This window comes from Burkholderia sp. BCC1998 (genome assembly GCF_905339875.1).
In the GTDB taxonomy this organism is placed as follows: Bacteria; Pseudomonadota; Gammaproteobacteria; order Burkholderiales; family Burkholderiaceae; genus Burkholderia.
This window is the reverse complement of sequence record NZ_CAJPHE010000003.1, coordinates 180439-205943: the sequence shown is the minus strand read 5'-3', so window position 1 is coordinate 205943 and position 25505 is coordinate 180439. Positions and strand designations below refer to the sequence as shown.

Below are 25505 nucleotides of genomic sequence, written 5' to 3'. Positions count from 1 at the left end.
GCGGGGCCGGACGGCCCGTGTGCGCGATGCGCCCCGGAATTCAAAAGCGGGGCCGCGCGCATCTCAAGCGTTGGCCCCGCAAACGGCTTCCATCATACCATCGCGCGTGCGCCGTCCCGCCCGTCGCCGGGTTTGCCCGTTGCCGGCGCGGCACGATGGACCCGGCTCGACAGCAACGTCGCCAGCACGATGCACGCGCCGCCCGCCCACTCTCGCGCGCTCGGCAGTTCGCTCGCGAACACCCATGCCGACAGCGCGGTGATCACGATCTCGAACAGCATGATGATCGACGCGCGGTTCGCCGGCACGCGCGCGAGCCCGTATTGCACGAGCAGGTTGTTGGCGGCCATCGTCACGCCGATCGCGGCGATGATCGCTGCCGCGACGCCGAGCTGGCTTCCCGCCGGCGCGGCCGGCAGCCCCTCGAACAGCGACGCGACCGCGCCGAACACCGCCGCGCCGCCGAACAGCGTCGCCGTACGCATCTCGGCGCGCATCTCCGGCAGCTCGCGGCTCGCCTTGATCACGAGCACGTTGCTCATCGCGAAACTCAGGCCGGCCGCGAGCCCCGCCCATTCGGCCGGGTTGGCCGGCAGCGGCACGCCGAGCTGCGGCGACCACAGCATCAGCATCGCGCCGCCGATCGACAGCGCCGCGAGCGCCGCGCCGGCCCAGGTCAGCCGCTCGCGCAGCAGGAAATGCGCGTAGATCGCGGTCCATGCCGGGGTCAGGTAGAACAGCAGCATCACGCGCAGCACTTCGCCGTGGATCGTGCCCCACACGAAACCGAGATTGGTCACGCCCGCCGTGATCGCGATGCCCGGCAGCACCCAGTGCCAGCGCAGCGTGGCGATCGTGCGGTGCCGCACGACGACCACGAACAGGAACGCGACCACGCTCGTCAGCGCGCTCGCCAGCGTGCCGGTGAGCCCGAGCGACGCGAGAATCCGCAGCGGATACCAGATCAGGCCCCATACCGACGCGCCGATCAGGATGGCCAGCGTCGGCAGGCTGCCGCGTACCGCGTTATTCATTTGATTCGCTACCCTTTATTCGAGCGGCCCGGCCGCCGTTCCGGCGGGCCGCGACCGCATTGCGTCACGTTATAATCGTCCGCTGCGAGCCGCGCGCCGTCGGCGCCCGCCCGCAGCCGTGCGGCACCCGCGCCGCCCCTTTCGCCCTTTCGCTCCAACCGGCCGCGATGGCCGCTTCGCCCGTGAACCCTCGACTCGACTCGCTCCAGCCCTATCCCTTCGAAAAGCTGCGCGCCCTGTTCAAGGACGTGACGCCTTCCGGCGACCTGAAACCGATCAGCTTCGGCATCGGCGAGCCCAAGCACCCGACGCCGGCGCTGATCCGCGACGCCGTGGTGGCCGCGCTCGACGGTCTCGCGTCGTACCCGGCCACGGCCGGCTCGGACGCGCTGCGCACGTCGATCGCACACTGGCTCGAGCGCCGCTACGGGCTGCCGGCAATCGACCCGGCGACGCAGGTGCTGCCCGTATCGGGCTCCCGCGAGGCGCTGTTCTCGCTCGCGCAGACGGTGATCGACGCGCGCCCGCGCGCGGACGGCAAGAAGGCGATCGTACTCTGTCCGAATCCGTTCTATCAAATTTACGAAGGCGCGGCGCTGCTGGCCGGTGCCGAACCCTATTTCGCGAACAGCGACCCGCTCCGCAACTTCGCGTGCGACTACGCGGCCGTGCCCGATGAAGTGTGGGCGCGCACCCAGCTGCTGTACGTGTGCTCGCCGGGCAACCCGACGGGCGCCGTGCTGACGCTCGACGACTGGCGCGAGCTGTTCGCGCTGTCCGACCGCCACGGTTTCGTGATCGCGTCCGACGAGTGCTATTCGGAGATCTATTTCGACGAAGCGGCGCCGCCGCTCGGCGGCCTCGAGGCCGCGCACCGCCTCGGCCGCGGCTTCGAGCGGCTCGTGATGCTGTCGAGCCTGTCGAAGCGCTCGAACGTGCCGGGCATGCGCTCGGGCTTCGTCGCCGGCGACGCCGCGCTGCTGAAAAAATTCCTGCTGTACCGCACGTACCACGGCGCCGCGCTGTCGCCGGTCTGGCAGCACGCGAGCATCGCCGCGTGGAACGACGAGGCGCACGTGCGCGAGAACCGCGCGCTGTACCTGCAGAAGTTCAGCACGGTCACGCCGATGCTGGCCGACGTGATCGACGTGAAGCTGCCCGACGCCGCGTTCTACCTGTGGGCCAACGTCGCGCGCACCGGCCTGTCGGACACCGAGTTCGCCCGCCGCCTGTACGCCGACTATAATGTGACGGTTCTGCCCGGCTCGTACCTCGCGCGCGATGCGCACGGCACCAATCCGGGCCGCGATTTCATCCGGATCGCGCTCGTCGCGGGCACCCCCGAATGCGTCGAGGGCGCGCAACGCATCGTCGATTTCTGCCGGGCTCTCGCGCGGTAAGACGTCCATCCCGATCAATTCCATTCATCTCCTGCGAAAACGAACATGTCGCAACAACTTCAGCAAATCATCGATACCGCCTGGGAAAACCGCGCCGAGCTGTCGCCGAAGGCCGCGCCCGCCGACGTCCGCGAAGCCGTCGCTCACGCGATCGAGCAGCTCGACAAGGGTGCACTGCGCGTCGCCGAGAAGATCGACGGCAACTGGACCGTCCATCAGTGGCTGAAGAAGGCCGTGCTGCTGTCGTTCCGCCTGGAGGACAACGCACCGATGCCGGCGGGCGGCTACTCGCAGTTCTACGACAAGGTGCCGTCGAAGTTCGCGAACTACACGGCCGAAGACTTCGCCGCGGGCGGCTTCCGCGTCGTGCCGCCGGCCATCGCGCGCCGCGGCTCGTTCATCGCGAAGAACGTCGTGCTGATGCCGTCGTACACCAACATCGGCGCATACGTCGACGAAGGCACGATGGTCGACACGTGGGCGACGGTCGGTTCGTGCGCGCAGATCGGCAAGAACGTGCACCTGTCGGGCGGCGTCGGCATCGGCGGCGTGCTCGAGCCGCTGCAGGCCAACCCGGTCATCATCGAAGACAACTGCTTCATCGGCGCGCGCTCGGAAGTCGTCGAAGGCGTGATCGTCGAGGAGAACTCGGTGATCTCGATGGGCGTGTACCTCGGCCAGAGCACCAAGATCTACGATCGCGAAACGGGCGAAGTCAGCTACGGCCGCATCCCGGCGGGCTCGGTCGTCGTCGCCGGCAACCTGCCGTCGAAGGACGGCTCGCACAGCCTGTACTGCGCGGTGATCGTGAAGAAGGTCGACGCGAAGACCCGCGCGAAGGTCGGACTGAACGAGCTGCTGCGAGGCGACTGATGGCGAAGCCGCACACCGTGGTCGTCTACGGCATTCCGAACTGCGACACCGTGAAGAAGGCCCGCGTGTGGCTCGACGATCACGGCGTCGAGTTCGAGTTCCACGACTTCAAGAAGCTCGGCGTCAGCGCACCGCTGGTCGAAGACTGGCTGAAGGACGTATCGCTCGACGCGCTCGTGAACAAGCGCGGCACGACGTGGCGCGGCCTGGACGACGCCATGAAGGCGGCTGCGGAAACGAAGTCCGGCGCGGTTGCGCTGATGATCCACAAGCCGTCGGTCATCAAGCGCCCCGTGCTCGTCGTCAACGGCCGCGTGAAATCGCTCGGCTTCGTGGCCGATCAGTACGCGGCGCTGTTTGCCGCCTAGGCGGCCCGCGCGGCGCCCGCGCTGCACACGACGCCTCATCGCTGCCGGCCACCGCGCCGGCATTTTTTATCGAAAGTGGTCCGAACCATGTCCGCCACCCTAGCCCTTACCGAACAGCTGATCGCCCGCGCGTCCGTCACGCCCGACGACCAGCATTGCCAGCAGATCATGACCGAGCGCCTCGCCGCACTCGGCTTCGAATGCGAAACCATCGCGTCGCATGGCGTGACCAACCTGTGGGCCGTCAAGCGCGGCGCCGACGGCCGCGACGGCAAGCTGCTCGCGTTCGCGGGCCACACCGACGTCGTGCCGACCGGCCCGCTCGAGCAGTGGACCTCGCCGCCGTTCATTCCCGCGCATCGTGACGGCAAGCTGTACGGCCGCGGCGCGGCCGACATGAAGACGTCGCTCGCGGCGTTCGTCGTCGCCTCCGAGGAATTCGTCGCGGCCCACCCCGGCCACCGCGGCGCGATCGCGTTCCTGATCACGAGCGACGAGGAAGGCCCGGCCACCGACGGCACCGTGAAAGTCGTCGAGCTGCTCGAAGCGCGCGGCGAACGTCTCGACTACTGCATCGTCGGCGAGCCGACGTCGACCGCCGAACTCGGCGACGTCGTGAAGAACGGCCGCCGCGGCTCGATGTCGGGCGAGCTGATCGTCAAGGGCGTGCAGGGCCACATCGCGTACCCGCACCTCGCGAAGAACCCGATCCACCTGCTCGCGCCGGCGCTCGCCGAGCTCGCCGCCGAACAGTGGGACGAAGGCAACGAATACTTCCCGCCGACCACCTGGCAGGTGTCGAACCTGCATGCAGGCACCGGTGCGACCAACGTGATCCCCGGCCACGCGGACCTGATGTTCAACTTCCGCTTTTCGACGGCGAGCACCGTCGAGGGCCTGCAGGCGCGCGTGCATGCGATCCTCGACAAGCACGGCCTCGAATATTCGCTGAAGTGGTCGGTGAGCGGCCTGCCGTTCCTCACGCCGCGCGGCGACCTGTCGAACGCGCTGGAGAACGCGATCCGCGCCGAGACCGGCCTCACGACCGAGCTGTCGACGACGGGCGGCACGTCCGACGGGCGCTTCATCGCGCGCATCTGCCCGCAGGTGATCGAGTTCGGTCCGCCGAACGGCAGCATCCACAAGATCGACGAGCACATCGACGTGCGCTTCGTCGACCCGCTGAAGAACGTGTACCGCCGCGTGCTCGAACAACTGATCGCCTGACGGAGCCTCGCATGACGACACCTTTTGCAACTGTTCGCGACCTGCTGCGCTATGCGGTCACGCGCTTCTCGAAGGCGAAGCTCGCGTTCGGCCACGGCTCGGACAACGCATACGACGAAGCCGCCTACCTCGTACTCCACACGCTCGACCTGCCGCTCGACACGCTCGAGCCGTTCCTCGATGCCCGCCTGCTGCCCGACGAAATCGCGGCCGTGCTCGCAGTGATCGAGCGACGCGCGACCGACCGCGTGCCGGCCGCGTATCTCACGCATGAAGCGTGGATGCACGGCCACCGCTTCTACGTCGACGAGCGCGTGATCGTGCCGCGCTCGTTCATCGGCGAACTGCTCGACGACGGGCTGCAGCCGTATGTCGCCGATCCCGAGCAGGTCGGCGCTGTGCTCGAGCTGTGCACCGGCTCCGGCTGCCTCGCGATCCTCGCGGCCAGCGCGTTCCCGAATGCCGAGATCGACGCGGTCGACCTGTCCGAGAAGGCACTCGAAGTCGCCGAGATCAACGTGCGCGACTATGGCCTCGACGATCGCATCACGCTGCATCGCGGCGACCTCTACACGCCGCTGCCCGCGTTCCGCGCCGAACCCGACACGCGCTACGACGTGATCCTGACGAACCCGCCGTACGTGAACGCGACGTCGATGGCGGCCCTCCCGCCCGAGTACCGGCACGAGCCGGAAATGGCGCTCGCGGGCGGCGACGACGGGATGGACATCGTGCGGCGCATCATCGGGCAAGCGCACAACTGGCTGCACGACGACGGCGTGCTCGTCGTCGAGATCGGCAACGAGCGCGAGCACGTCGAAGCCGCGTTCGGCGGCCTCGAGCTCACGTGGCTGCCCACCAGCGCGGGCGACGACGCCGTGTTCCTGATCCAGGCGTCGGACCTGCCGCGCAAGGCCTGACGGCGCGCCGCGACCGAACCGTGCGGTACGGCACACCGCTGTCCCGCACGGTTGGGTAAGATGCGCGTAAGCGGCCGTCGCGCCGCACGACTTCAGGAGTCCGTCACGCGCCCATGACCCTCGACTGGCTACATCTCGGCACCCTGGTCCTGGCCATCCATGTGCTCGGGATCATCGCGGCGTGTCATGCGCTCATGAATACCCGCACGTCGCAAGGCGCGATCGCATGGGCCGTGTCGCTCGCCGCGATGCCGTACCTGACGCTCATCCCGTACCTGTTCCTCGGCCGCAGCAAGTTCTCCGGCTATGTCGACGCGCGGCGCCACGAGATGGAAGCGCTGCGCACGCACGCACCGCGCGCGCCATGGCCCGCTGCGGACGCAACCGACGGGCAGGCCGCCGACGCGATCGGCCGGGCCGCCGTGCTCGCGCTCACGCGGCTGGGCGGAATGCCGTTCGTCGGCGGCAATGCGGTGCGCACGCTCGTGAACGGCGACGCAACCTTCTCGGCGATCCTGTCGGCGATCGACGCCGCGCGCGACTACGTGATCGTCCAGTTCTTCATCGTGCGCGACGACGCGCTCGGCCAGATGCTGCGCGACGCGCTGCTCGCCCGCACGGCGGCCGGCGTGCGCTGCTACCTGCTGTACGACAGCATCGGCAGCTTCGACCTGCCGCGCGGTTACGTCGACTCGCTGCGCCGCGGCGGCGTCGAGGTCCATCCGTTCGCGACCCACCGCAAGTTCGTCAACCGCTTCCAGCTCAACTTCCGCAACCATCGCAAGATCGTCGTCGTCGACGGCAATCGCGCGTTCGTCGGCGGCCTCAACGTCGGCGTCGAATATCTCGGTGCGAACCGGCGCCTGTCGCCGTGGCGCGACACCCATATCGAGATTCGCGGCCCGGTGGTTGCCAGCATCCAGTACGTGTTCGCCGAAGACTGGCACTGGGCCACGCAGACGCTGCCGCCGCTCGCCGCGCCGCCGGAGGCGCTGCCCGACGACGCGATGCATTGCCTCGCCGTGCCGATGGGGCCGGCCGACAAGCAGGAAACCGGCTCGCTGTTCTTCGTCGAGGCGATCAACGCCGCGCGCGAACGGGTCTGGATCACGACGCCGTATCTCGTGCCCGACGAAGCGGTGATCGCCGCGCTGAAGCTCGCGGTGATGCGCGGCGTCGACGTGCGCATCCTGATTCCGAGCCGGCGCGATCACTACGTGGTGTTCGAGGCGTCGAAGCTCTATGCGCGCGATCTCGTCGACGCTGGCGTCAAGGTGTTTCGCTACCGGCCCGGCTTCCTGCATCAGAAAGTGCTGCTGATCGACCGCGTCGCGGCCGCCATCGGCAGCGCGAATCTCGACAACCGCTCGTTCCGGCTGAACTTCGAAATCATGGTGCTGACCGTCGACCGCGCGTTCGCCGCCGAAGTCGAAGCGATGCTCGACGCCGATTTCGCGCTGGCCTACGAAGTCGATGCGAACGAGTATCGGCACTCGCCCGCGTGGCGGCGTATCGCCATGCACGTCGCGCGCCTGTTCGCGCCGATCCTGTAGAAGTTGCGCGAGCGCCGGCCCCGCGCCGCCGCCCGGCGGCGCATGCTTTCGCACGGCGCGACCCAGGCAGGCTCGATCCGAACCGCCCGCTCGCCGCATCGAACCGTCAAAGCAGCTTGTCGATATCCGCGGCGATTTCCTCGGGCTTCGTCGACGGCGCGTAGCGCTTGACGATCCGCCCGTCGCGGTCGATCAGGAATTTCGTGAAATTCCACTTGATCGCCTTGAGGCCGAGGATGCCGGGCGCCTCGTCGGTCAGGTAGCGGTACAGCGGATGCGCGTGGTCGCCCTTCACGTCGATCTTCGCGAACATCGGGAACGTGACGCCGTAGTTGCGCTCGCAGAACGCGCCGATCTGCGTGGCGTCGCCCGGCTCCTGCTTGCCGAACTGGTTGCACGGGAAGCCGAGCACGAAGAAACCGCGGGCCGCGTACTGCTCATACAGCTTCTGCAGGCCCGCGTACTGCGGCGTGAAACCGCACTCGCTCGCGGTATTGACGATCAGCAGCACCTTGCCGCGATACGCGTCGAGCGACGCGGGTGCGCCCGCGAGCGTCTCTGCGCTGAACGAATACAGGGTGGACATCGGGCACTCCTTTTACGAAACCGTATCGACGTGGAGTCTAGGCGAAATCGCGTCGTTGCGGCACCTGCCGAACGGCCGATATCCGGGGCGACGCGCGCGCAGTCTAGAATAGCGGTTTTGGTCAGTCATTCCCGCCGTGATCCGTTTCAATCAGTTCAGCCTTGCGCGCGGCACCAAGCCGCTGTTCGAGTCGGCCTCGTTCGTGCTCAATCCCGGCGAGAAAGCCGGCCTGATCGGCGCGAACGGCGCCGGCAAATCGACGCTCTTCTCGGTCCTGCGCGGCGAGCTGCATTCCGACGGCGGCGATTTCGCGATGCCGCCGTCGTGGCGGATCGCCCACGTGTCGCAGGAAACGCCCGCCGTCGACCGCTCCGCGCTCGACTACACGCTCGACGGCGACACCGCGCTGCGCGAGATCGAGGCGCGTATCGCCGCCGCCTCGGCCGCGCACGACGGCGCGGCCGAAGCCGACGCGCACGCGGCGTTCGCCGACGCCGACGGCTATACGGCCCCCGCGCGCGCCGAAGCGCTGCTGCTCGGCCTCGGCTTCACGCTCGCGCAGACGCGCGAATCGGTCGCCAGCTTCTCCGGCGGCTGGCGCATGCGGCTGAACCTCGCGCAGGCGCTGATGTGCCGCTCCGACCTGCTGCTGCTCGACGAACCGACCAACCACCTCGACCTCGACGCGATCGTCTGGCTCGAAGACTGGCTGCACCGCTACGCCGGCACGCTCGTCGTGATCTCGCACGACCGCGAATTCCTCGACTCGATCTGCAACGTCACGCTGCATCTGGAAAATCGCCAGGTGAAGCGCTACGGCGGCAATTACTCGCAGTTCGAAGTGCTGCGTGCGCAGCAGCTGGCGCTGCAGCAAAGCGCGTACGAAAAGCAGCAGAAGACGATCGAGCACCTGCAAAGCTTCGTCGACCGCTTCAAGGCCAAGGCGACCAAGGCCAAGCAGGCGCAAAGCCGGATGAAGGCGCTCGAGAAGATGGAGCTGATCGCGCCCGCGCACATCGCGTCGCCGTTCACGTTCGAGTTCCGCACGCCCGACGCCGCGCCGAACCCGATGATGGTGATGGAAGACGTCCGCTGCGGCTACCACGCCGAGGACGGCACGGACATCCCGATCGTCGAACGCGTGGCGCTGTCGATCCAGAACGGCCAGCGCATCGGCCTGCTCGGCGCGAACGGCCAGGGCAAGTCGACGCTGATCAAGACGCTGGCCGGCACGCTCGCGCCGCTGTCGGGCCACGTGCGCGACGGCAAGGGGCTGACGATCGGCTATTTCGCGCAGCACCAGCTCGAAACCCTGCGCGAGGACGATTCGCCGCTCGCGCATCTCGCACGGCTCGCCCCCGATACGCGCGAGCAGGAACTGCGCGACTTCCTCGGCGGCTTCAATTTCTCCGGCGACATGGCGACGAGCCCGGTCGGCCCGTTCTCGGGCGGCGAGAAGGCGCGGCTCGCGCTTGCGCTGATCATCTGGCAGAAACCGAACCTGCTGCTGCTCGACGAGCCGACCAACCACCTCGACCTCGAGACGCGTCACGCGCTGACGATGGCGCTCGCGCAGTTCGAAGGCACGCTGATCCTCGTCTCGCACGACCGCCACCTGCTGCGCGCGACCACCGACCAGTTCATGCTCGTCGCGAAGCACCGGCTGCAGCCGTTCGACGGCGACCTCGACGATTACCGCGACTGGCTGCTGCAGCATGCGGCCGAGCAACGCGCGGCCGCGAAGGCCGACAGCGCGGCGGCAGCGGGCGCGGATCCGGGCGTCAACCGCAAGGACCAGAAGCGTCAGGCGGCCGAGGAGCGCCAGCGGCTGTCGCAGCTGAAGAAACCGCTGCAGAACCGCATCACGAAGCTCGAAAGGGAAATGGAAACGCTGCACGCGGAGAAGGCGCGCCTCGACGCGTTCGTCGCCGATCCGGCGAGCTACGAAGCCGCGCGCAAGACGGAACTGACCGAAGCGATCCGCAAGCTGGGCGAGGTCAATGCCCGGCTCGAAACGGTCGAGGCGGACTGGCTCGCCGTGCAGGAAGAACTCGAGCAGATCGGCTGAACGCGCGCCGGGCGCCGTCGGCCGGTCGTTTCAGCGGCGGCCGGACGTCCTCGGCACGATCCACGGTCTATGATCGACGACCTGCGAACCCGCCCGGCCGCATCGGGTGCGGAAACGACAAGGCCGGGCGCCCGGGCCCGGCCTCTTTGTCATTGTTGCGTTCGACGTGATCGCGTCGGTCGTGTGCCGGCCGCGCCAACCGCTCAACGCCGCGGCAACGTATCGCGCGGCATCTGCTCGTCATCGCCCATCAGGTGACGCCGCCCTTCGGTCGGCCGGCGGATCGCCGCGGCGACCTCCGCTTCCGTCACGTCCTCGGACACGACCCGGCGCGCCAGGCGCCCTTCGTCGTCGATCCATTCGACGATCCGGCATCCGCCGCCCCACGGCTGAACGATCGGCTCCGACACACGGCAGCCGCGCAGGTTGTAACTGCGTCCGCTCGGCGCTTCCCCATACTGTTTAAACATAGGTTCCCTTCGCATTGTGCGGTTCGACGATCCGGCAAAGGATAGGGAAAAGCGATGTCCGGCGGGTTACATCAGCCTACATATTCATTACAGTCAATTACGCGACAGATCACCGCGGGCCAGCGCACGCCGGCGCTGGCCCGCCACGGCTATTCGAGATCGCGCACACGGTCGATCGCCTGCTCGATCCGCTCGACGGCCATCACGTTCAGTCCTTCGATCGGCTGTTTCGGCGCATTCGCCTTCGGGATCAGCGCCGCGGTGAAACCGAGCTTCGCCGCCTCGCGCAGCCGTTCCTGGCCGCGCGGCGACGGCCGGATCTCGCCCGCCAGCCCCACTTCGCCGAACACGATCAGGCCCTTCGGCAGCGCCTTGTTGCGCATCGACGAATGGATCGCGAGCAGCACCGCGAGGTCGGCGGCCGGCTCGGTGATCTTCACGCCGCCCACCGCGTTCAGGAACACGTCTTGGTCGAAACACGCGATGCCCGCGTGCCGGTGCAGCACCGCGAGCAGCATCGCGAGCCGGTTCTGCTCGAGGCCGACCGCGAGCCGGCGCGGGTTCGGCACGTGGGCCGTATCGACGAGCGCCTGGATCTCGACGAGCAGCGGACGCGTGCCCTCCTGCGTGACGAGCACGCAGGAACCCGGCACGACCTGCTCGTGCTGCGACAGGAACAGCGCGGACGGGTTCGCGACGCCGCGCAGCCCGCGCTCGGTCATCGCGAACACGCCGAGCTCGTTGACCGCGCCGAAGCGGTTCTTGAACGCGCGCACGAGCCGGAACGACGAATGGGTGTCGCCCTCGAAGTACAGCACCGTGTCGACGATGTGCTCGAGCACGCGCGGGCCCGCGAGGTTGCCCTCCTTCGTCACGTGCCCGACCATGATGATCGCGGTGCCGGACTGCTTCGCGATGCGCGTGAGCTGCGCCGCGCACTCGCGCACCTGCGCGACCGAGCCGGGCGCCGATGTCAGCGCTTCGGAATAGACGGTCTGGATCGAGTCGATGACGGCGACGTCCGGCCGTTCCGCGTCGATCGCGGCCTGGATCTTCTCGAGCTGGATCTCGGCGAGCAGCTTCAGCTCGGCCGCCGGCGCGCCGCCGTCGAGCAGCGCGAGCCGTTGCGCGCGCAACGCGATCTGCGCGGCCGATTCCTCGCCGCTGATATAGAGTGCGCGCCGCTCGCTCGCGATGTCCGCGAGCGACTGCAGCAACAGCGTCGACTTGCCGATGCCGGGATCGCCGCCGATCAGCACGACGCCGCCCGGGACCAGCCCGCCGCCCAGCACGCGATCGAATTCGCCGATGCCGGTGGAGAAGCGCGGCACGTCGGCCGCCTCGATGTCGACGAGGCGCTGCACGGGCGCGCGTTTCGCGAGCGACTGGAAGCGATGGGCGGCCGGCGACTCGGCGACCGATTCGACGAGCGTGTTCCAGGCCTGGCACGACGGGCATTGCCCCTGCCACTTCGGGGTTTGTCCGCCGCACTCGCTGCAGACGTAGACGGTTTTCTGTTTGGCCACGCGTGCTGCCCTTATTCCGCGCGCACCGGTACGCGGGCGGCGACCGCGCACATCAGTTCATAGCCGATGGTCCCGCAATGGCGCGCGACGTCGTCGATCGGCAGCGCGTTGCCCCACAGCTCGACCCGCGCGCCGACGCCGGCCTGCGGGCACGGCGTCAGGTCGACGGTGATCATGTCCATCGACACGCGGCCGACGATCCGCGTGCGGATGCCGTCGACGATCACGGGCGTGCCTTCGGGTGCGACGCGCGGATAGCCGTCCGCATAGCCGCACGCGACGACGCCGATGCGCATCTGTGCTTGCGCGGAGAACGTCGAGCCATAGCCGATCGCCTGCCCCTTCGCGATCGTCTGCACGGCGATCAGCTCGGAGGCGAGCGTCATCGCGGGCTTCAGGCCCGTGTCGGCGATATCGGACGACAGCCCCGACGGCGATGCGCCGTACAGCACGATCCCCGGCCGCACCCAGTCGAAGTGCGTATCCGGATGCCACAGCACGGCCGCCGAATTCGCGAGGCTGCGCCCGCCCGCGATGCTTGCCGCGCCGCGCTCGAACGTCGCGAGCTGCTCGGCGACGCCGCGCTCGTTGTCGGCGTCCGAAAAATGGGTCATCAACGTGATCTGGCCGATGCCGGGGCACGCACGGGCGCGCTCCCACGCGGCGCGGTACTTCTCCGGCACGTAGCCGAGCCGGTTCATCCCGCTGTTCATCTTGAGCTGCACGTTGACGGGCTTCGACAGCCGCGCCGTCTCCAGCATCCGCATCTGCTCGTCGTTGTGGACGGTGGTCGTGAGGCTGTAGCGGTCGATCACGTCGATGTCGGTCGAGCGGAAGAACCCTTCGAGCAGCAGGATGGGGCCGGCCCAGCCGAGCTCGCGCAGCTTCACGGCCTCGTCGAGGTCGAGCAGGCCGAAGCCGTCGGTGCCGCGCAGGCCGGGAAACACGCGCGCGAGACCGTGGCCGTACGCGTTGGCCTTGACGACCGCCCAGACCTTGGACGGGCCGGCAAAGCGGCGGACGACGGAGAGATTGTTCGCGAGGGCGGCGGTGTGGATGGTGGCGGAGATCGGGCGCGGCATGGGAAATTTACGTAAAGACGCTTGCGAATCATCAGCTTACCGCGCCTTTTGAGCACCGAAGCCGACAATTTGCGGAACGATCGGGGAATCTTGCTAGTCCGAATTGCCGTATTTTCGTGTTATAAAGCCGTGCGCACAACCCATTTCGAACGGAATAAGCCGATCGCATACCAGGCGGCCTACGCGGCCCTGCCGCAGCGACGAAAGCATCGCATCAGATGAAAAAAGGTTTTTACACCATCATGGCCGCGCAGTTTTTCTCGTCGCTGGCCGACAATGCGCTTCTCATCGCCGCCATCGCCCTGCTGAAAGACCTCCACGCCCCCAACTGGATGACACCGCTGCTCAAGCTGTTCTTCGTGTTGTCGTATGTGGTGCTGGCGGCCTATGTCGGTGCGTTCGCCGATTCGCGTCCGAAGGGGCGCGTGATGTTCATCACCAATTCGATCAAGGTGGTCGGCTGCCTGATCATGCTGCTCGGCGCCCATCCGCTGATCGCATACGGCATCGTCGGGTTCGGCGCCGCGGCCTACTCGCCCGCGAAGTACGGCATTCTGACCGAGCTGCTGCCGGCCGACCGGCTCGTCGCCGCGAACGGCTGGATCGAAGGCACGACCGTCAGCTCGATCATCCTCGGCACCGTGCTCGGCGGCGCGCTGATCAGCCCGCACATCGCGTCGCACGTGATCGCGCACACGCCAGCCTGGATCGCCACGCCCGCCGAAGCGGCGATGGTGATCATCATGGCGATCTACGTGATCGCCGCCATCTTCAATCTGCGGATCCCCGATACCGGCGCGCGCTACCCGAAGCAGGAGCGCGGCCCGGTCAAGCTCCTCACCGACTTCGCCGACTGCTTCATGGTGCTCTGGCGCGACAAGCTCGGCCAGATCTCGCTCGCGGTCACGACGCTGTTCTGGGGCGCGGGCGCGACGCTGCAGTTCATCGTGCTGAAGTGGGCCGAAGTGTCGCTCAACATGTCGCTGTCCGAAGGCGCGATCCTGCAGGCGGTGGTCGCGGTCGGCGTCGCGGGCGGTGCGATCGCCGCCGCCGCGCGGATCCCGCTGAAGAAGTCGCTCAGCGTGCTGCCGGTCGGCATCATCATGGGTATCGCGGTCATGCTGATGGCGTTCTACACGCGCGACCTGTTCCCGGCGCACTGGGCCGTGCATTTCGGCCACCTGCGCCTGCCCGTGTACCTGATCGTCGCGTACATCTTCCTGATCTGCGTCGGCGCGCTGTCCGGCTACTTCGTGGTTCCGATGAACGCGCTGCTGCAGCATCGCGGCCACGTGCTGCTGTCGGCCGGCCATTCGATCGCGGTGCAGAACTTCAACGAGAACCTGTCGGTGCTCGTGATGCTGTGCCTGTACGCGGTGCTGGTCTGGCTCGACGTGCCGGTCGGCGTCGTGATCGTGCTGTTCGGCACGTTCGTGTGCCTGACGATGTGGCTCGTGATGCGCCGCCACCAGGCGAACCAGCGTCAGTTCGACTCGGTCGCGCTGATCGGCGAATCGCGGCACTGACGCTACACTTCCTGTTTCCGTCCGTCGGCGCCGGTCTTCGAACCGGCGCCTTGCCATCATGACGCACCCGATACCCAACGTCCTGACGATCGCCGGCTCCGACTCGGGCGGCGGCGCGGGCATCCAGGCCGATCTCAAGACCTTCTCCGCGCTCGGCGCGTACGGCGCGAGCGTGATCACCGCGCTGACCGCGCAGAACACGCGCGGCGTGACCGGCGTGCACGCGCCGGACGCCGCGTTCGTGACCGCGCAGCTCGACGCGGTGTTCGACGACATCCGCATCGACGCGGTCAAGATCGGCATGCTCGCGAACGCGGCGATCGTGCACGCGGTCGCCGACGCGCTGCGGCGCCATGCGCCGCGCTTCGTCGTGCTCGATACGGTGATGATTTCGAAGAGTTCGCACGCGCTGCTCGCACCCGATGCGGTCGACGCGTTGCGCGACGCGCTGCTGCCGCTCGCGACCGTCGTCACGCCGAACCTGCCCGAAGCGGCCGCCCTGCTCGGCGACACGCCCGCGATGACCGAAGACGACATGGTCCGGCAAGGCCAGGCACTGCTGAAGACCGGCGCGCGCGCCGTGCTGATGAAGGGCGGCCACCTGCCCGACGCGGCCGCGAGCCCCGACTGGCTCGTCGATGCGGCGCATGCGGTGCGGTTCGACGGCACGCGCGTGCCGGTCAGCAACACGCACGGCACGGGCTGCACGCTGTCGTCGGCGATCGCCGCGCTGCTGCCGCAGCGGCCCGATCTCGACAGCGCGGTGCGCGAAGCGAAGGCCTACCTGACCGGCGCGATCGCCGCGAGCGGCCAGCTCGACGTCGGCCACGGCGTCGGCCCCGTCCATCACTTCCATCGCTGGTGGTAAGCACCGGCTGACGCGGCGTCAGTGGTCCTGGGCAGCGAACGCCTGCGCACGCGAGGGCCAGTCGTCCGGCACGATGAAGCCACGCGCCGTCTCCCGCCATACGCCGTTGCCGTCCTGTCGATGGACGCCGATCAGCGCGGGCGCCTGGCGCGCCGTCAATGCGGACGGCAATTCGAGCGAACGCGCCAGCGGTTCGGGCGCGGCGTCGGCCGCCACCCGCCGCGGCGCGAGCCATGCGAGCCGCGGCAGCACGTTCCACGCCGCACCGTCGGGCTGCGCGGTGGCCCACGCCGGCCACTGCGCGTGCGTGAGCCAGAACCCGCGCGGATGATCGGCCGCGATTTCCGCGGCCACCGGCGGCAGCGGCACGCCGTGCGGATAGAACAGCCAGCCCTTGATGAACATCTGCGCATCGGATGGCGCGCCGTAGCCCAGCAGCGCGAACCCGTGGCGATCGCTCAGCCGCAGTTGATGCTCGAGCAGCCGGCTGCGCTTGCGGTCGAGGCGGTCGACGAGATTCGGCCCGACGAAATCCGCGAGCGACGCGTCGCCGTCGACCGGCGCGCATAGATAGCACTTGACCGCGAGTTCCCAGTGCAGGCGCAGCCCGCCCGGCGCATCGACGAGGAAATCGACCTCGCCGAGCGTCTTGCCGTTGCTGCGCAGCGGCAGGTTGGCGGCGACGAGCCGCAGCGACGGCCCGTGTGTGAGGAAATACTCCAGCAGGCATTCGGCATAACGGCCGAGTCGCACGGGCCGCAGCCCGTCGAGCGCGCGGTGCAGCGGCTCGGGCGCGGCATCGAGCGCGACGAGCCACGCTTCGACCGCCACCCGCTCGACCGCATCCGCCCACGGATGCGCGAGCGGCGCGCCGGGCGCGGCAGTGAGCAGGCTCGGGCTCGCGAGGAGCCAGCCCAGATCGCGGACCGCGGCATCGTGCAGCGTATCGACGAACGCGAACGCCGCGCCGCGCGTCATTGTCCGGCCGGCCCGTGCGCGGCGGCGCCCTCCGCCCGCTGGAACGTATCGCGCGCCAGGCACAGGTCGGCCCACGCCTTCGACTTGTCCTGCAGGCTGCGCAGCAGGTACGCCGGGTGGTAGGTGACGATCACCGGCACGCCTTCGTATGTGTGCACGCGGCCGCGCAGCGATGCGATGCTCGCGTCCGTCTTCAGCAGCGTCTGCGCGGCGAAGCGGCCGAGCGCGACGATCAGCTTCGGCTTCACGAGCGCGACCTGGCGCTGCAGGTACGGCTCGCAGTGCGCGACCTCGTCCGGTTCCGGATTGCGGTTGCCGGGCGGGCGGCACTTGATCACGTTCGCGATGTAGACGTTGTCGCCGCGCTTGAGCGCGAGCGACTGCAGCATGTTGTCGAGCAGCTTGCCGGCCTGGCCGACGAACGGCTCGCCCTGCCTGTCCTCGTTCTCGCCCGGCGCTTCGCCGATCAGCATCCAGTCCGCTTCCCGATCGCCGACACCGAACACGGTATTGGTGCGCTTCTCGCACAGGCGGCAGCTCGTGCAGCCGGCGACGCGTGCGGCGAGCGCATCCCAGTCGAGCATCGCGACCGGCGTTGCAGCAGGACGCGCTTCGGCCGGCGGCAGCGGATCGCCGGGCGGCGCCGCGTCGAACCACGCGAAATCGTCTTCGGTGAGCGGCGGCAGGTCGTCCGCGGCGGCGGCGGCCGTGGACGATGCCGGCCCGGCGGACGCGCGATCGTCGTCGATCGCGGCACGCGCGCCGCCGCCCGTTTCGTCGATCGCGGCACGCGCGCCGCTACCCGTTTCCGCAGCCGGTGGCGCGGAGCGCGCGGCGCCCCCAGCGGGCGGCGTATCCGCCAGCGGCATATCGCCGCGCGGGAACACGCGTGCAGGCGCCTGCGTGTCACGCGACTGCTCCGACGTCGGCCGCGACGCGGGCGCGACGGTTGCGGCCGCAACGGCGGACGCATCGTCCGCCGCGCCACCCGCTTCGGCGCCTTCCGCGCGCGAGCCGCGCCGCACCCAGATCTGCGCGAGCCCCATTTCCTCAAGCGCTGCTTCAGCCCACGCCATGCGCGTCCCCTTCGTCCTTGTTCATCGTCAGACGCATCACGATCGCGTCCTCCCGGCTGCGATGCCGCGCCGGATAGTAGTTCTTGCGCCGGCCGATCGTCACGAAGCCGAAGCGCTCGTACAGATGGATCGCCCGCGGATTGGACGGCCGCACCTCGAGCAGCACGCCGTCGAGCCCCTCCGCGCGCGAGATGCGCACGGCTTCGCGCAGCAGCGCGAGGCCCGCGCCCGACTGCTGGGCGGCCGGCGCGACGCACAGGTTCAGCAGGTGCATTTCGTCGATCACCGGCATCAGCACGCAATAGCCGACGAGCGCGCCCGTCACGTGCCGCAGGCACACGCCGAAATAGCCGTTGCGCAACGAATCCTGGAAATTGCCGCGGCTCCACGGGAATTCGTACGCGACCTGCTCGATCGCGACGACCTCGTCGAGATCGGTGTCGGTCATCGGCGACAAATAGCGGTCGCTCAACAGGACGCCCGTCATCCTTTTGCTCCGTCCGTCTGCGCGGCACGCGCGGCCATGCGTTCGGCGGTGGTCTGCGCGACCTTGTCGCGCACGTATTCGGGTGCGGCCTGGTCGGCCGGCACCGTCCGGCCGGCGCGGAACGCCCGCAGCCCGGCATGCGCGACCGCCAGCGCATGCGGCAGCGCATCGCCGTCGATCACGGCCGCGGCCGCCGCCGCCGGCAGTTGCGCGCCGAACGCGGCGGCCGCGTTGCCCGCGAGCGTAAACGGCGCGTCGGGCACGCCGACGGCGCCCGGTGCATCGAGCGACGCCGGATGCAGCGTGCGCCAGTCGCCCGCCTGCTCGTCCCATGCGAAGTCGGCCCAGTACGCTTCGTCCATCCGCGCGTCGAGCGCGGCCAGCACGCGCGTCGTGCCGGGTGCGCGCAGCCGCGCGTGCTCGGCGCACGCGAGCAGCGTGCTGACCGGCACGACCGGCAGCCCGCGCCCGAACGCGAGCCCCTGCGTAATGCCGGTCGCGGTGCGCAGCCCGGTGAACGAGCCGGGGCCCGCGCCGAACGCGATCGCGTCGCAATCGGCGAACGTGAGGCCCGATTCGGCGAAGAGCTCCTGGATGGCCGGCAGCACGCGCGTGCTCGACACGGCGCCCGTCAGCTCGTGGCGGACCCAGGTTTGCGGGGTGGAAACGGCGTCATCGGCGAAAGCCGAGCGCAGCAGCGCGACCGAGCAGTATTCGGTCGACGTATCGATGGCGAGGAGCACTGTTTGCGTCATGGCCGACATTGTAATGCGGCGCCCCGCTCCCACGGGCGATCGGACCCGATCGCGATGCGCGCGCCGCGCGGCCGGCGGTTTGGAAGGATCGCTCGACCCCGCGCGGCGCGGCGCTTGTTAAGATCGCCCGACCTGAAACCCTTACGGAGACACACGATGAGCGAACTCACCGCCCAATTCGACCAGGCCCAGGTCGACGTCAAGCAACTGACCGAGCGACCGGGCAACCTGACGCTGCTGCGCCTGTATGCGCTCTTCAAGCAGGCGACCGACGGCGACGCGCACGGCGACAAGCCGGGCTTCACCGACATCGTCGGCAAGTACAAGTACGACGCGTGGGAAGCGCTGAAAGGCACGACCCAGGATGCGGCGAAGCAACAATACATCGAACTCGTCGAATCGCTGAAGAACGGCACGGCGTCCTGATCTGTCCCGCCTGCCGAGACAGGCAATCAATAGGCAATCAAATCAGTGGCGCAGCGCAGCAAATATCTCTATAATGCTGGCTGCGTCACCTCCCGCGCTCGGCTCGCAAGCCGTTCCGGCCCGACGCCTCGTAGCGTTAAGCTCCAATCCGGTTTAGAACCTGTCCCCTCCTGCTTCGACCCTCGCGGTCGTCAACTAGGCTGGCGGCCCCCGCTCCAGAAGCGCGCCGCACCCAAAACAGCTTCTAATGCCTCATCCGCCGACGGTTCGGCGGATTGCACCCGTTTCCCGATTTGCTCGCTGAATCCGACGACTTGGGTATGCGCGATTGGCGCCGACGTTTCACCCACTGTGTTTCAAGGATTGTTATGACTTCGAGCATCAACTCCAGCCCGCTCAACGCGATCGCCGACCAGGCGCTCGGTCTCGAGAACGCCGCCGCACCGGCCGCGGTCGAACCGGCGTCGGACGAGCCGACTTTCGCGTCGCTCGGGTTGTCGCCGGAGATCGTCTCCGCGCTGCAGGCCGCCGGCTACGCCAAGCCGACGCCGGTCCAGCAGCGCGCGATTCCGGCCGGCATCGCCGGTCGGGACCTGCTGGTGTCGAGCCCGACCGGTTCGGGCAAGACGGCCGCATTCATGCTGCCCGCGATCGAACGTTTCGCGCAGCTCCAGAAGGCGCAGGCGCAGCAACCGCGCGCGCCGCGCGAACCGAACCAGGGCGACCGCCGTGCGCGCCGCCCGCAGCCCGTCGCCCGCCCGGGCCTGCTCGTGCTGACGCCGACCCGTGAGCTCGCGATGCAGGTCACCACGGCCGCGTCGACCTACGGCAAGCACCTGAAGCGCCTGCGCACGGTCAGCATCCTCGGCGGCGTCGCCTACGGCCAGCAGCTGATGCTGCTCGCGAAGAACCCCGAGATCCTGGTCGCCACGCCGGGCCGTCTGCTCGATCACCTCGAGCGCGGCCGCATCGACCTGTCCGAACTGAAGATGCTCGTGCTCGACGAAGCCGACCGCATGCTCGACATGGGCTTCATCGAAGACATCGAAACGATCGTCGCCGCGACGCCCGAGTCGCGCCAGACGATGCTGTTCTCGGCCACGCTCGACGGCAAGATCGGTTCGCTGACGAGCCGCCTGCTGAAGGATCCGGAACGCATCGAGATCCAGCAGCGCCTCGAATCGCGCGCGAACATCGCGCAGACTGTCCATTACGTCGACGACCGCGACCACAAGGACCGCCTGCTCGATCACCTGCTGCGCGACGACGCGCTCGACCAGGCGATCATCTTCACGGCGACCAAGATCGATGCCGACCAGCTCGCCGGCCGTCTCGCCGACGCCGGCTTCGAATCGGCCGCGCTGCACGGCGACCTGCCGCAGGGCGCACGCAACCGCACGATCCGTGCGCTGCGCGAGCGCCGTGTGCGCGTGCTGGTCGCGACCGACGTCGCAGCCCGCGGCATCGACATCCCGGGCATCACGCACGTGTTCAACTACGACCTGCCGAAGTTCGCGGAAGACTACGTGCACCGTATCGGCCGTACGGGCCGTGCCGGCCGTTCGGGCACCGCGGTGAGCCTCGTGCACCACGCCGAGCAAGGCGCGCTCAAGCGCATCGAGCGCTTCGTGCGCTCGCCGCTGCCGGTCAACGTGATCGAAGGCTTCGAGCCCCGCAAGGCACCCCCGCGCAACGATCGCGGCACCGGCGGCCGCGGCCGTCCGGGCGGCGGTAACGGCGGTCGTCGTTTCGGCGGCAAGCCGGGCGGCGGTCATGGCGGCAACGGCCGCAGCTACGGCGGCGGCAATGGCGGCGGCTGGAGCGGCAAGCCGGGCGGCAGCCGTGACGGCGGCCCGCGTCGCGACGGCCAGCGCAGCGGCGGCCCGCGTCGCAGCAATTCGGCGTCGTAAGCACGCCCCGGCGGCCCCCGTGGCCGCCCGCCCATCCGGCAAACCGGCGCACCCGCGCCGGTTTTTTTTCGTCCCGCGCCAAATTTCACGATGCGGAAAATTTTTTTGCGTCGTAAAAAATCATGCTGCGCGGCACAACCTTACAATTGCGAGATGGGAAAGATCGTTTCTCATTGTGAAACACAAAACGCAAGTTATTGATTAACAACGATTAAAAAGTTTCAAACTTCCTGGTATAGCCCCTGTTTCACTCGGATCGGTTTGCCTAGACTCTTATACAAGACTTCTCAAAGCGGCACGCACCGCGCCCCGCTTCGAGAACAGCATCAGCACCGTCCGGTTCGACCGATCTGGCAACACACCGCATCAAGGAGCTCATCATGTCGCGACAGCAACAGGCACAGGAACTGCAAAAGCAATGGGAAACCGATCCGCGCTGGAAGGGCATCAAGCGCAGCTACACGGCTGAGGACGTGGTGCGCCTGCGCGGCTCGATCGCCGTCGAGCACACGCTGGCCAAGCGCGGCGCGGAAAAGCTGTGGCGCCTCATCAACGAAGAGCCGTTCGTCAACGCACTCGGTGCGCTGACCGGCAACCAGGCGATGCAGCAGGTGAAGGCCGGCCTGAAGGCGATCTACCTGTCGGGCTGGCAAGTGGCCGGCGACGCGAACGTCGCGGGCGAAATGTACCCGGACCAGTCGCTGTACCCGGCGAACTCGGTGCCGCTCGTCGTCAAGCGCATCAACAACACGCTGACGCGCGCCGACCAGATCCAGTGGTCGGAAGGCAAGAATCCGGGCGACGAAGGCTACGTCGATTTCTTCGCGCCGATCGTCGCGGACGCGGAAGCCGGCTTCGGCGGCGTGCTGAATGCGTTCGAACTGATGAAAGCGATGATCGAGGCCGGCGCCTCGGGCGTGCACTTCGAGGATCAGCTCGCGTCGGTAAAGAAGTGCGGCCACATGGGCGGCAAGGTGCTGGTGCCGACCCGCGAAGCGGTCGCGAAGCTGTCGGCGGCGCGTCTCGCGGCCGACGTGATGGGCACGCCGACCCTGCTGGTCGCACGGACCGACGCGGAAGCGGCGGACCTGATCACGTCCGACATCGACGACAACGACAAGCCGTTCCTGACGGGCGAGCGCACGGTCGAAGGCTTCTTCCGCACGAAGCCGGGCATCGGGCAGGCGATCTCGCGCGGCCTCGCGTATGCGCCGTACGCCGACCTCGTCTGGTGCGAGACGGGCAAGCCGGATCTCGAGTACGCGAAGAAATTCGCGGAAGCGATCCACAAGCAGTTCCCCGGAAAGATGCTGTCGTACAACTGCTCGCCGTCGTTCAACTGGAAGAAGAACCTCGACGACGCGACGATCGCGAAGTTCCAGAAGGAACTCGGCGCGATGGGCTACAAGTTCCAGTTCATCACGCTGGCCGGCTTCCATGCGCTGAACTACTCGATGTTCAACCTCGCGCACGGCTATGCCCGCACGCAGATGAGCGCGTTCGTCGAACTGCAGCAGGCCGAGTTCGCGGCGGCCGACAAGGGCTTCACGGCCGTCAAGCACCAGCGCGAAGTCGGCACCGGCTACTTCGACGCGGTCACGCAGACGGTCGAGCGGGAAGCCTCGACGACCGCGCTGCACGGCTCGACCGAAGACGAACAGTTCTTCGACGGCAAGAAGGTCGCGTAACGCGCGCAAGCGTCACGCCGATGCCGGCCCGTCACGCGACGGCGCGGCATCGGCGGCACCGGACAACAATCAGGGAGGAGACGGCTGGCGCGCGATCGACGTCGCGCGACCGGTCGCGCGCGGCCAGTGGCCGCCAGCAACGACGCGCGCCGGCTTCGTCCGGCGCGCCCTTTTTTCAGCGGCGCCGCCGTGCTGTCGCCCGGGCGGCTACGAACGACGGGCGCCGCGTCTATCGATAGACGATCACCGGAATTTTCGTATGGGTCAGCACGCGCTGCGTTTCGCTGCCGATCAGCAGGCTGCCGAGCCCGCGGCGTCCGTGGGACGCCATGAAGATCACGTCGCAGCCGCCACGTTCGGCCGCCTCGATGATGCCGAGGTACGGCGACGGATGCACGCTCGTCCAGCTGTCGCAATCGACGCCGGCCGCCTTCGCGGCTGCCTGCACGTCGTCCAGGTGCGCGCGCGCCTCGCGCTCGCTGCGCGCCCGGAAATCGGCGGGCGGCTCGATGATCACTTCGGAAAACGGCGAGTACGGATACTGCGGCAGGCACGCATAGGCCGTGACCCGCGCGCCGACCGCGCGCGCCAGGTCGATCGCGCCGTCGATCGCCTTCTGCGACAGTTCGGAACCGTCGGTTGGAACGAGGATGTGCCGGAACATCGCGCCCTCCTGCGTCAGACGCACCGCGCGCACCGCGAACCCATGCGGGCCGGCTCCGGCGCGTCGCGCATGCCAGTTTCGATTGTAGTGCGCGAAACCGGGCGACCGGCGCCGGCAGCGGGTTCGCCCTCATATCGGAAACGCGCGGGCCGGTGCGCCCTGCTCGCCCCCGCCCTACTCGCCCCAATACCCCGGCCGTTCGTACGTATGTTTCAGGTAATCGAGAAACAGCCGCACGCGCAGCGGCAGGTGACGGCGCTGCGGAAACACCGCGTGGATGCCGATCGGTGGCGCCGCGAATGCGTCGAGCACGGTGACGAGGCGGCCGGCCGCGATATCGTCGCCGACCTCCCACCACGATCGCCATGCCAGGCCGTAGCCGGCGAGGCACCATTCGTGCAGCACCGCGCCGTCCGAGCATTCCATCGTGCCGTTCACGCGGATCGACACCACCTTGTCGCCCTCCTGGAACGCCCAGCCACGCTGCTGGTTCGCATTCGCGGCAAGCGCGAGGCAGTTGTGGCGCGCGAGTTCCGCAAGCGTGGCCGGCGTGCCGCGCCGCGCGAGATACGCGGGGGACGCGACGCACACGCGCCGGTTCTCGCCGAGCTTCAGCGACACCAGCGACGAATCGGGCAGCTCGCCGAGCCGCACCGCGCAATCGAACCCTTCGTTGACGAGGTCGACCATCCGGTCGGACAGGTCGAGCGTGACCGACACGTCCGGATGCGCGCCGCTGAACTCGGGCACGAGCGGCGCGACGTGGCGCCGTCCGAAGCCGGCCGGCGCGGAAATGCGCAGGTGGCCGCTCGCCTTCACGCCGCCGGCGGACACGCTCGCCTCCGCGTTCTGCATGTCGTTGATGATCCGCTGGCAATCCTCGAGGAAGGCCGAACCCTCGAAGGTCAGCGTGAGCTTGCGCGTGGTCCGCACCAGCAGCTTCACGCCGAGCCGCTCCTCGAGCGCGTCGAGGCGGCGGCCGATGATCGCCGGCGCGACGCCTTCCGCATGCGCGGCCGCCGACAGGCTGCCCTTCGCCGCGACCGCGGCGAACGTTTCGATCTGTTTGAACCGGTCCATGACTCGCAAGGGCGGCGTTCCCGCCCTTCAAATAGCTTGAGCGGTCAAGATTAGGTATATGAAAGTAAAAGATCAAGTGATGTTTAGCGTCTTTTTTAGCACTGGCGAGCACGAATAAAATCGTTTCCGACCTCTGAAACTGGAGCGCAAGGCTATGTCGGCCACAACGACACTCTCCTCTCCCGACGCAATCCTCTTCGATGCATTCGGCACGTTGTTCGACGTGCATGCGGTCGTGGCCGCGGCAGAGCAGATGTTTCCCGGTCACGGGGACCGGTTGTCGCGGCTGTGGCGACGCAAGCAAATCGAATACTCGCAATTGCGCACGCTCGCCGATCCGTCCGGCGCCCGCTATCGCCCGTTCCGCGACATCACGCTCGACGCGCTGCGGTTCGCCGCGCGCAGGCTCGGGCTCGCGCTGAACAGCGCAGCCGAGAAGCGGCTGATGGACGAATACGCGTGCCTGTCCACCTATCCCGACACGGTGCCCGCGCTGCGCAAGCTGCGCGCGCTCGACCCGCGCCCGCCGCTCGCGATCCTGTCGAACGGCAACCCGGAGATGCTCGACATCGCGATCAAGAGCGCCGGCATGACCGGCCTGTTCGATCGCGTGCTGTCGGCCGACGCGGTACGCGCGTACAAGCCGAGCCCCGTCGCGTACGCACTCGGCACCGCCGCGTTCGGCGCGAACCCGCGCGACATCGTGTTCGTGTCGTCGAACGCCTGGGACGTCGCGGGGGCCGCCTGGTTCGGCTACACGACGTTCTGGCTCAACCGCACGGGCGCGCCCGCCGAGGAACTCGGCGCGCCGCCCGACGGCACCGGCAGCGGCATGGCCGACCTGCTCGCATTCCTCGCCACCCCGGCTCCGTCCGGCAGACCCGCGAACCGCGCGCGCCCCGGCCCGGGCGCATGACGTTCGCTGCGCTGCCGCCTTCCC

24 protein-coding genes are annotated in these 25505 nt (G+C 68.3%); 13 read left to right on the top strand and 11 right to left on the bottom strand.

Annotated elements, in window-relative coordinates:
* Window positions 1–92 precede the first annotated feature (92 nt).
* Complete coding sequence (locus tag U5A56_RS07100; protein WP_321921573.1) at window positions 93–1034, bottom strand: DMT family transporter; 942 nt, start codon at window positions 1032–1034, stop codon at window positions 93–95.
* 167 nt (window positions 1035–1201) lie between these two features.
* On the opposite strand from U5A56_RS07100, the gene dapC reads away from it, so the two are divergent.
* The 6 genes from dapC (at window position 1202) to cls (ending at window position 7375) form a co-directional block, all read left to right on the top strand.
* On the top strand, window positions 1202–2434 hold the full coding sequence (gene dapC / locus U5A56_RS07095) for a succinyldiaminopimelate transaminase (RefSeq protein ID WP_321921572.1): 1233 nt from the start codon (window positions 1202–1204) through the stop codon (window positions 2432–2434).
* 45 nt (window positions 2435–2479) lie between these two features.
* A complete protein-coding gene (gene dapD, locus U5A56_RS07090) occupies window positions 2480–3307 on the top strand; it encodes a 2,3,4,5-tetrahydropyridine-2,6-dicarboxylate N-succinyltransferase (RefSeq protein WP_006478479.1) in 828 nt (275 codons plus the stop codon).
* Complete coding sequence (locus tag U5A56_RS07085; protein WP_121859337.1) at window positions 3307–3675, top strand: ArsC family reductase; 369 nt, start codon at window positions 3307–3309, stop codon at window positions 3673–3675. Before dapD ends, U5A56_RS07085 begins: the two co-directional genes overlap by 1 nt.
* An 87-nt stretch (window positions 3676–3762) precedes the next feature.
* A complete protein-coding gene (gene dapE, locus U5A56_RS07080; protein ID WP_124570241.1) occupies window positions 3763–4902 on the top strand; it encodes a succinyl-diaminopimelate desuccinylase in 1140 nt (379 codons plus the stop codon).
* 11 nt (window positions 4903–4913) lie between these two features.
* Window positions 4914–5822: a 50S ribosomal protein L3 N(5)-glutamine methyltransferase gene (gene prmB, locus U5A56_RS07075; protein ID WP_124519992.1), complete on the top strand. Its 909-nt coding sequence runs from the start codon at window positions 4914–4916 to the stop codon at window positions 5820–5822.
* 113 nt (window positions 5823–5935) lie between these two features.
* On the top strand, window positions 5936–7375 hold the full coding sequence (cls, locus tag U5A56_RS07070) for a cardiolipin synthase (protein WP_321921569.1): 1440 nt from the start codon (window positions 5936–5938) through the stop codon (window positions 7373–7375).
* A 106-nt stretch (window positions 7376–7481) separates the two neighbouring features.
* On the opposite strand, the gene U5A56_RS07065 is transcribed toward cls, so the two are convergent.
* Window positions 7482–7961, bottom strand: coding sequence for a glutathione peroxidase (locus U5A56_RS07065; protein ID WP_321801211.1), 480 nt, complete (start codon window positions 7959–7961; stop codon window positions 7482–7484).
* A 136-nt stretch (window positions 7962–8097) separates the two neighbouring features.
* On the opposite strand from U5A56_RS07065, the gene U5A56_RS07060 reads away from it, so the two are divergent.
* Window positions 8098–10029 (top strand): ATP-binding cassette domain-containing protein, encoded by a 1932-nt coding sequence (locus U5A56_RS07060; protein WP_044847944.1) that lies wholly within the window; start codon window positions 8098–8100, stop codon window positions 10027–10029.
* Window positions 10030–10232: 203 nt separating this feature from the next.
* Here U5A56_RS07060 and U5A56_RS07055 read toward each other — a convergent pair whose 3' ends face one another.
* From U5A56_RS07055 to alr, 3 genes are all read right to left on the bottom strand, one after another.
* Entirely contained in the window at window positions 10233–10499 is a 267-nt protein-coding gene (locus U5A56_RS07055) for a DUF2866 domain-containing protein (protein ID WP_044847945.1), read from the bottom strand.
* Between the two features lie 149 nt (window positions 10500–10648).
* Complete coding sequence (gene radA / locus U5A56_RS07050; protein ID WP_044847946.1) at window positions 10649–12025, bottom strand: DNA repair protein RadA; 1377 nt, start codon at window positions 12023–12025, stop codon at window positions 10649–10651.
* Between the two features lie 11 nt (window positions 12026–12036).
* Window positions 12037–13107 carry an alanine racemase gene (gene alr / locus U5A56_RS07045; RefSeq protein ID WP_321921567.1) on the bottom strand — a complete coding sequence of 357 codons (1071 nt, stop codon included), beginning with the start codon at window positions 13105–13107 and terminating at the stop codon, window positions 12037–12039.
* Window positions 13108–13325: 218 nt separating this feature from the next.
* Between alr and lplT the strand changes: the two genes are divergently transcribed.
* Both lplT and thiD read left to right on the top strand, forming a co-directional pair.
* Window positions 13326–14633 (top strand): lysophospholipid transporter LplT, encoded by a 1308-nt coding sequence (lplT, locus tag U5A56_RS07040; protein WP_044847948.1) that lies wholly within the window; start codon window positions 13326–13328, stop codon window positions 14631–14633.
* 58 nt (window positions 14634–14691) lie between these two features.
* Entirely contained in the window at window positions 14692–15501 is an 810-nt protein-coding gene (gene thiD / locus U5A56_RS07035) for a bifunctional hydroxymethylpyrimidine kinase/phosphomethylpyrimidine kinase (RefSeq protein ID WP_124486176.1), read from the top strand.
* An 18-nt stretch (window positions 15502–15519) separates the two neighbouring features.
* Here thiD and U5A56_RS07030 read toward each other — a convergent pair whose 3' ends face one another.
* The 4 genes from U5A56_RS07030 to tsaB are packed head-to-tail and all read right to left on the bottom strand — an operon-like array spanning window position 15520 to window position 18806.
* Window positions 15520–16479 carry a DUF1853 family protein gene (locus U5A56_RS07030; protein WP_321921565.1) on the bottom strand — a complete coding sequence of 320 codons (960 nt, stop codon included), beginning with the start codon at window positions 16477–16479 and terminating at the stop codon, window positions 15520–15522.
* Complete coding sequence (locus U5A56_RS07025) at window positions 16476–17555, bottom strand: uracil-DNA glycosylase (protein WP_321921563.1); 1080 nt, start codon at window positions 17553–17555, stop codon at window positions 16476–16478. Before U5A56_RS07025 ends, U5A56_RS07030 begins: the two co-directional genes overlap by 4 nt.
* Entirely contained in the window at window positions 17542–18042 is a 501-nt protein-coding gene (gene rimI / locus U5A56_RS07020) for a ribosomal protein S18-alanine N-acetyltransferase (protein ID WP_321921561.1), read from the bottom strand. The genes U5A56_RS07025 and rimI overlap by 14 nt, the downstream gene beginning before the upstream one ends.
* The gene (gene tsaB / locus U5A56_RS07015; RefSeq protein ID WP_044847953.1) at window positions 18039–18806 is read right to left on the bottom strand and encodes a tRNA (adenosine(37)-N6)-threonylcarbamoyltransferase complex dimerization subunit type 1 TsaB; all 768 of its coding nucleotides are present in this window, start codon (window positions 18804–18806) and stop codon (window positions 18039–18041) included. Before tsaB ends, rimI begins: the two co-directional genes overlap by 4 nt.
* Before the next feature lie 147 nt (window positions 18807–18953).
* Between tsaB and U5A56_RS07010 the strand changes: the two genes are divergently transcribed.
* The 3 genes from U5A56_RS07010 to aceA all read left to right on the top strand — a co-directional run bounded on the left by U5A56_RS07010 (window position 18954) and on the right by aceA (window position 22821).
* On the top strand, window positions 18954–19223 hold the full coding sequence (locus tag U5A56_RS07010) for an acyl-CoA-binding protein (RefSeq protein ID WP_044847954.1): 270 nt from the start codon (window positions 18954–18956) through the stop codon (window positions 19221–19223).
* A 368-nt stretch (window positions 19224–19591) separates the two neighbouring features.
* Window positions 19592–21133, top strand: a complete 1542-nt coding sequence (locus U5A56_RS07005; protein WP_044847955.1) for a DEAD/DEAH box helicase — start codon at window positions 19592–19594, stop codon at window positions 21131–21133.
* A 380-nt stretch (window positions 21134–21513) separates the two neighbouring features.
* Complete coding sequence (aceA, locus tag U5A56_RS07000) at window positions 21514–22821, top strand: isocitrate lyase (protein ID WP_321921559.1); 1308 nt, start codon at window positions 21514–21516, stop codon at window positions 22819–22821.
* A 229-nt stretch (window positions 22822–23050) separates the two neighbouring features.
* Here the strand turns inward: aceA and U5A56_RS06995 are convergent, their stop codons facing one another.
* Both U5A56_RS06995 and U5A56_RS06990 read right to left on the bottom strand, forming a co-directional pair.
* Entirely contained in the window at window positions 23051–23485 is a 435-nt protein-coding gene (locus U5A56_RS06995; protein WP_044848000.1) for a universal stress protein, read from the bottom strand.
* Between the two features lie 174 nt (window positions 23486–23659).
* Window positions 23660–24565, bottom strand: coding sequence for a LysR family transcriptional regulator (locus U5A56_RS06990; protein WP_044847957.1), 906 nt, complete (start codon window positions 24563–24565; stop codon window positions 23660–23662).
* Between the two features lie 154 nt (window positions 24566–24719).
* On the opposite strand from U5A56_RS06990, the gene U5A56_RS06985 reads away from it, so the two are divergent.
* The gene (locus U5A56_RS06985; RefSeq protein ID WP_044847958.1) at window positions 24720–25481 is read left to right on the top strand and encodes a haloacid dehalogenase type II; all 762 of its coding nucleotides are present in this window, start codon (window positions 24720–24722) and stop codon (window positions 25479–25481) included.
* Window positions 25482–25505 lie beyond the last annotated feature (24 nt).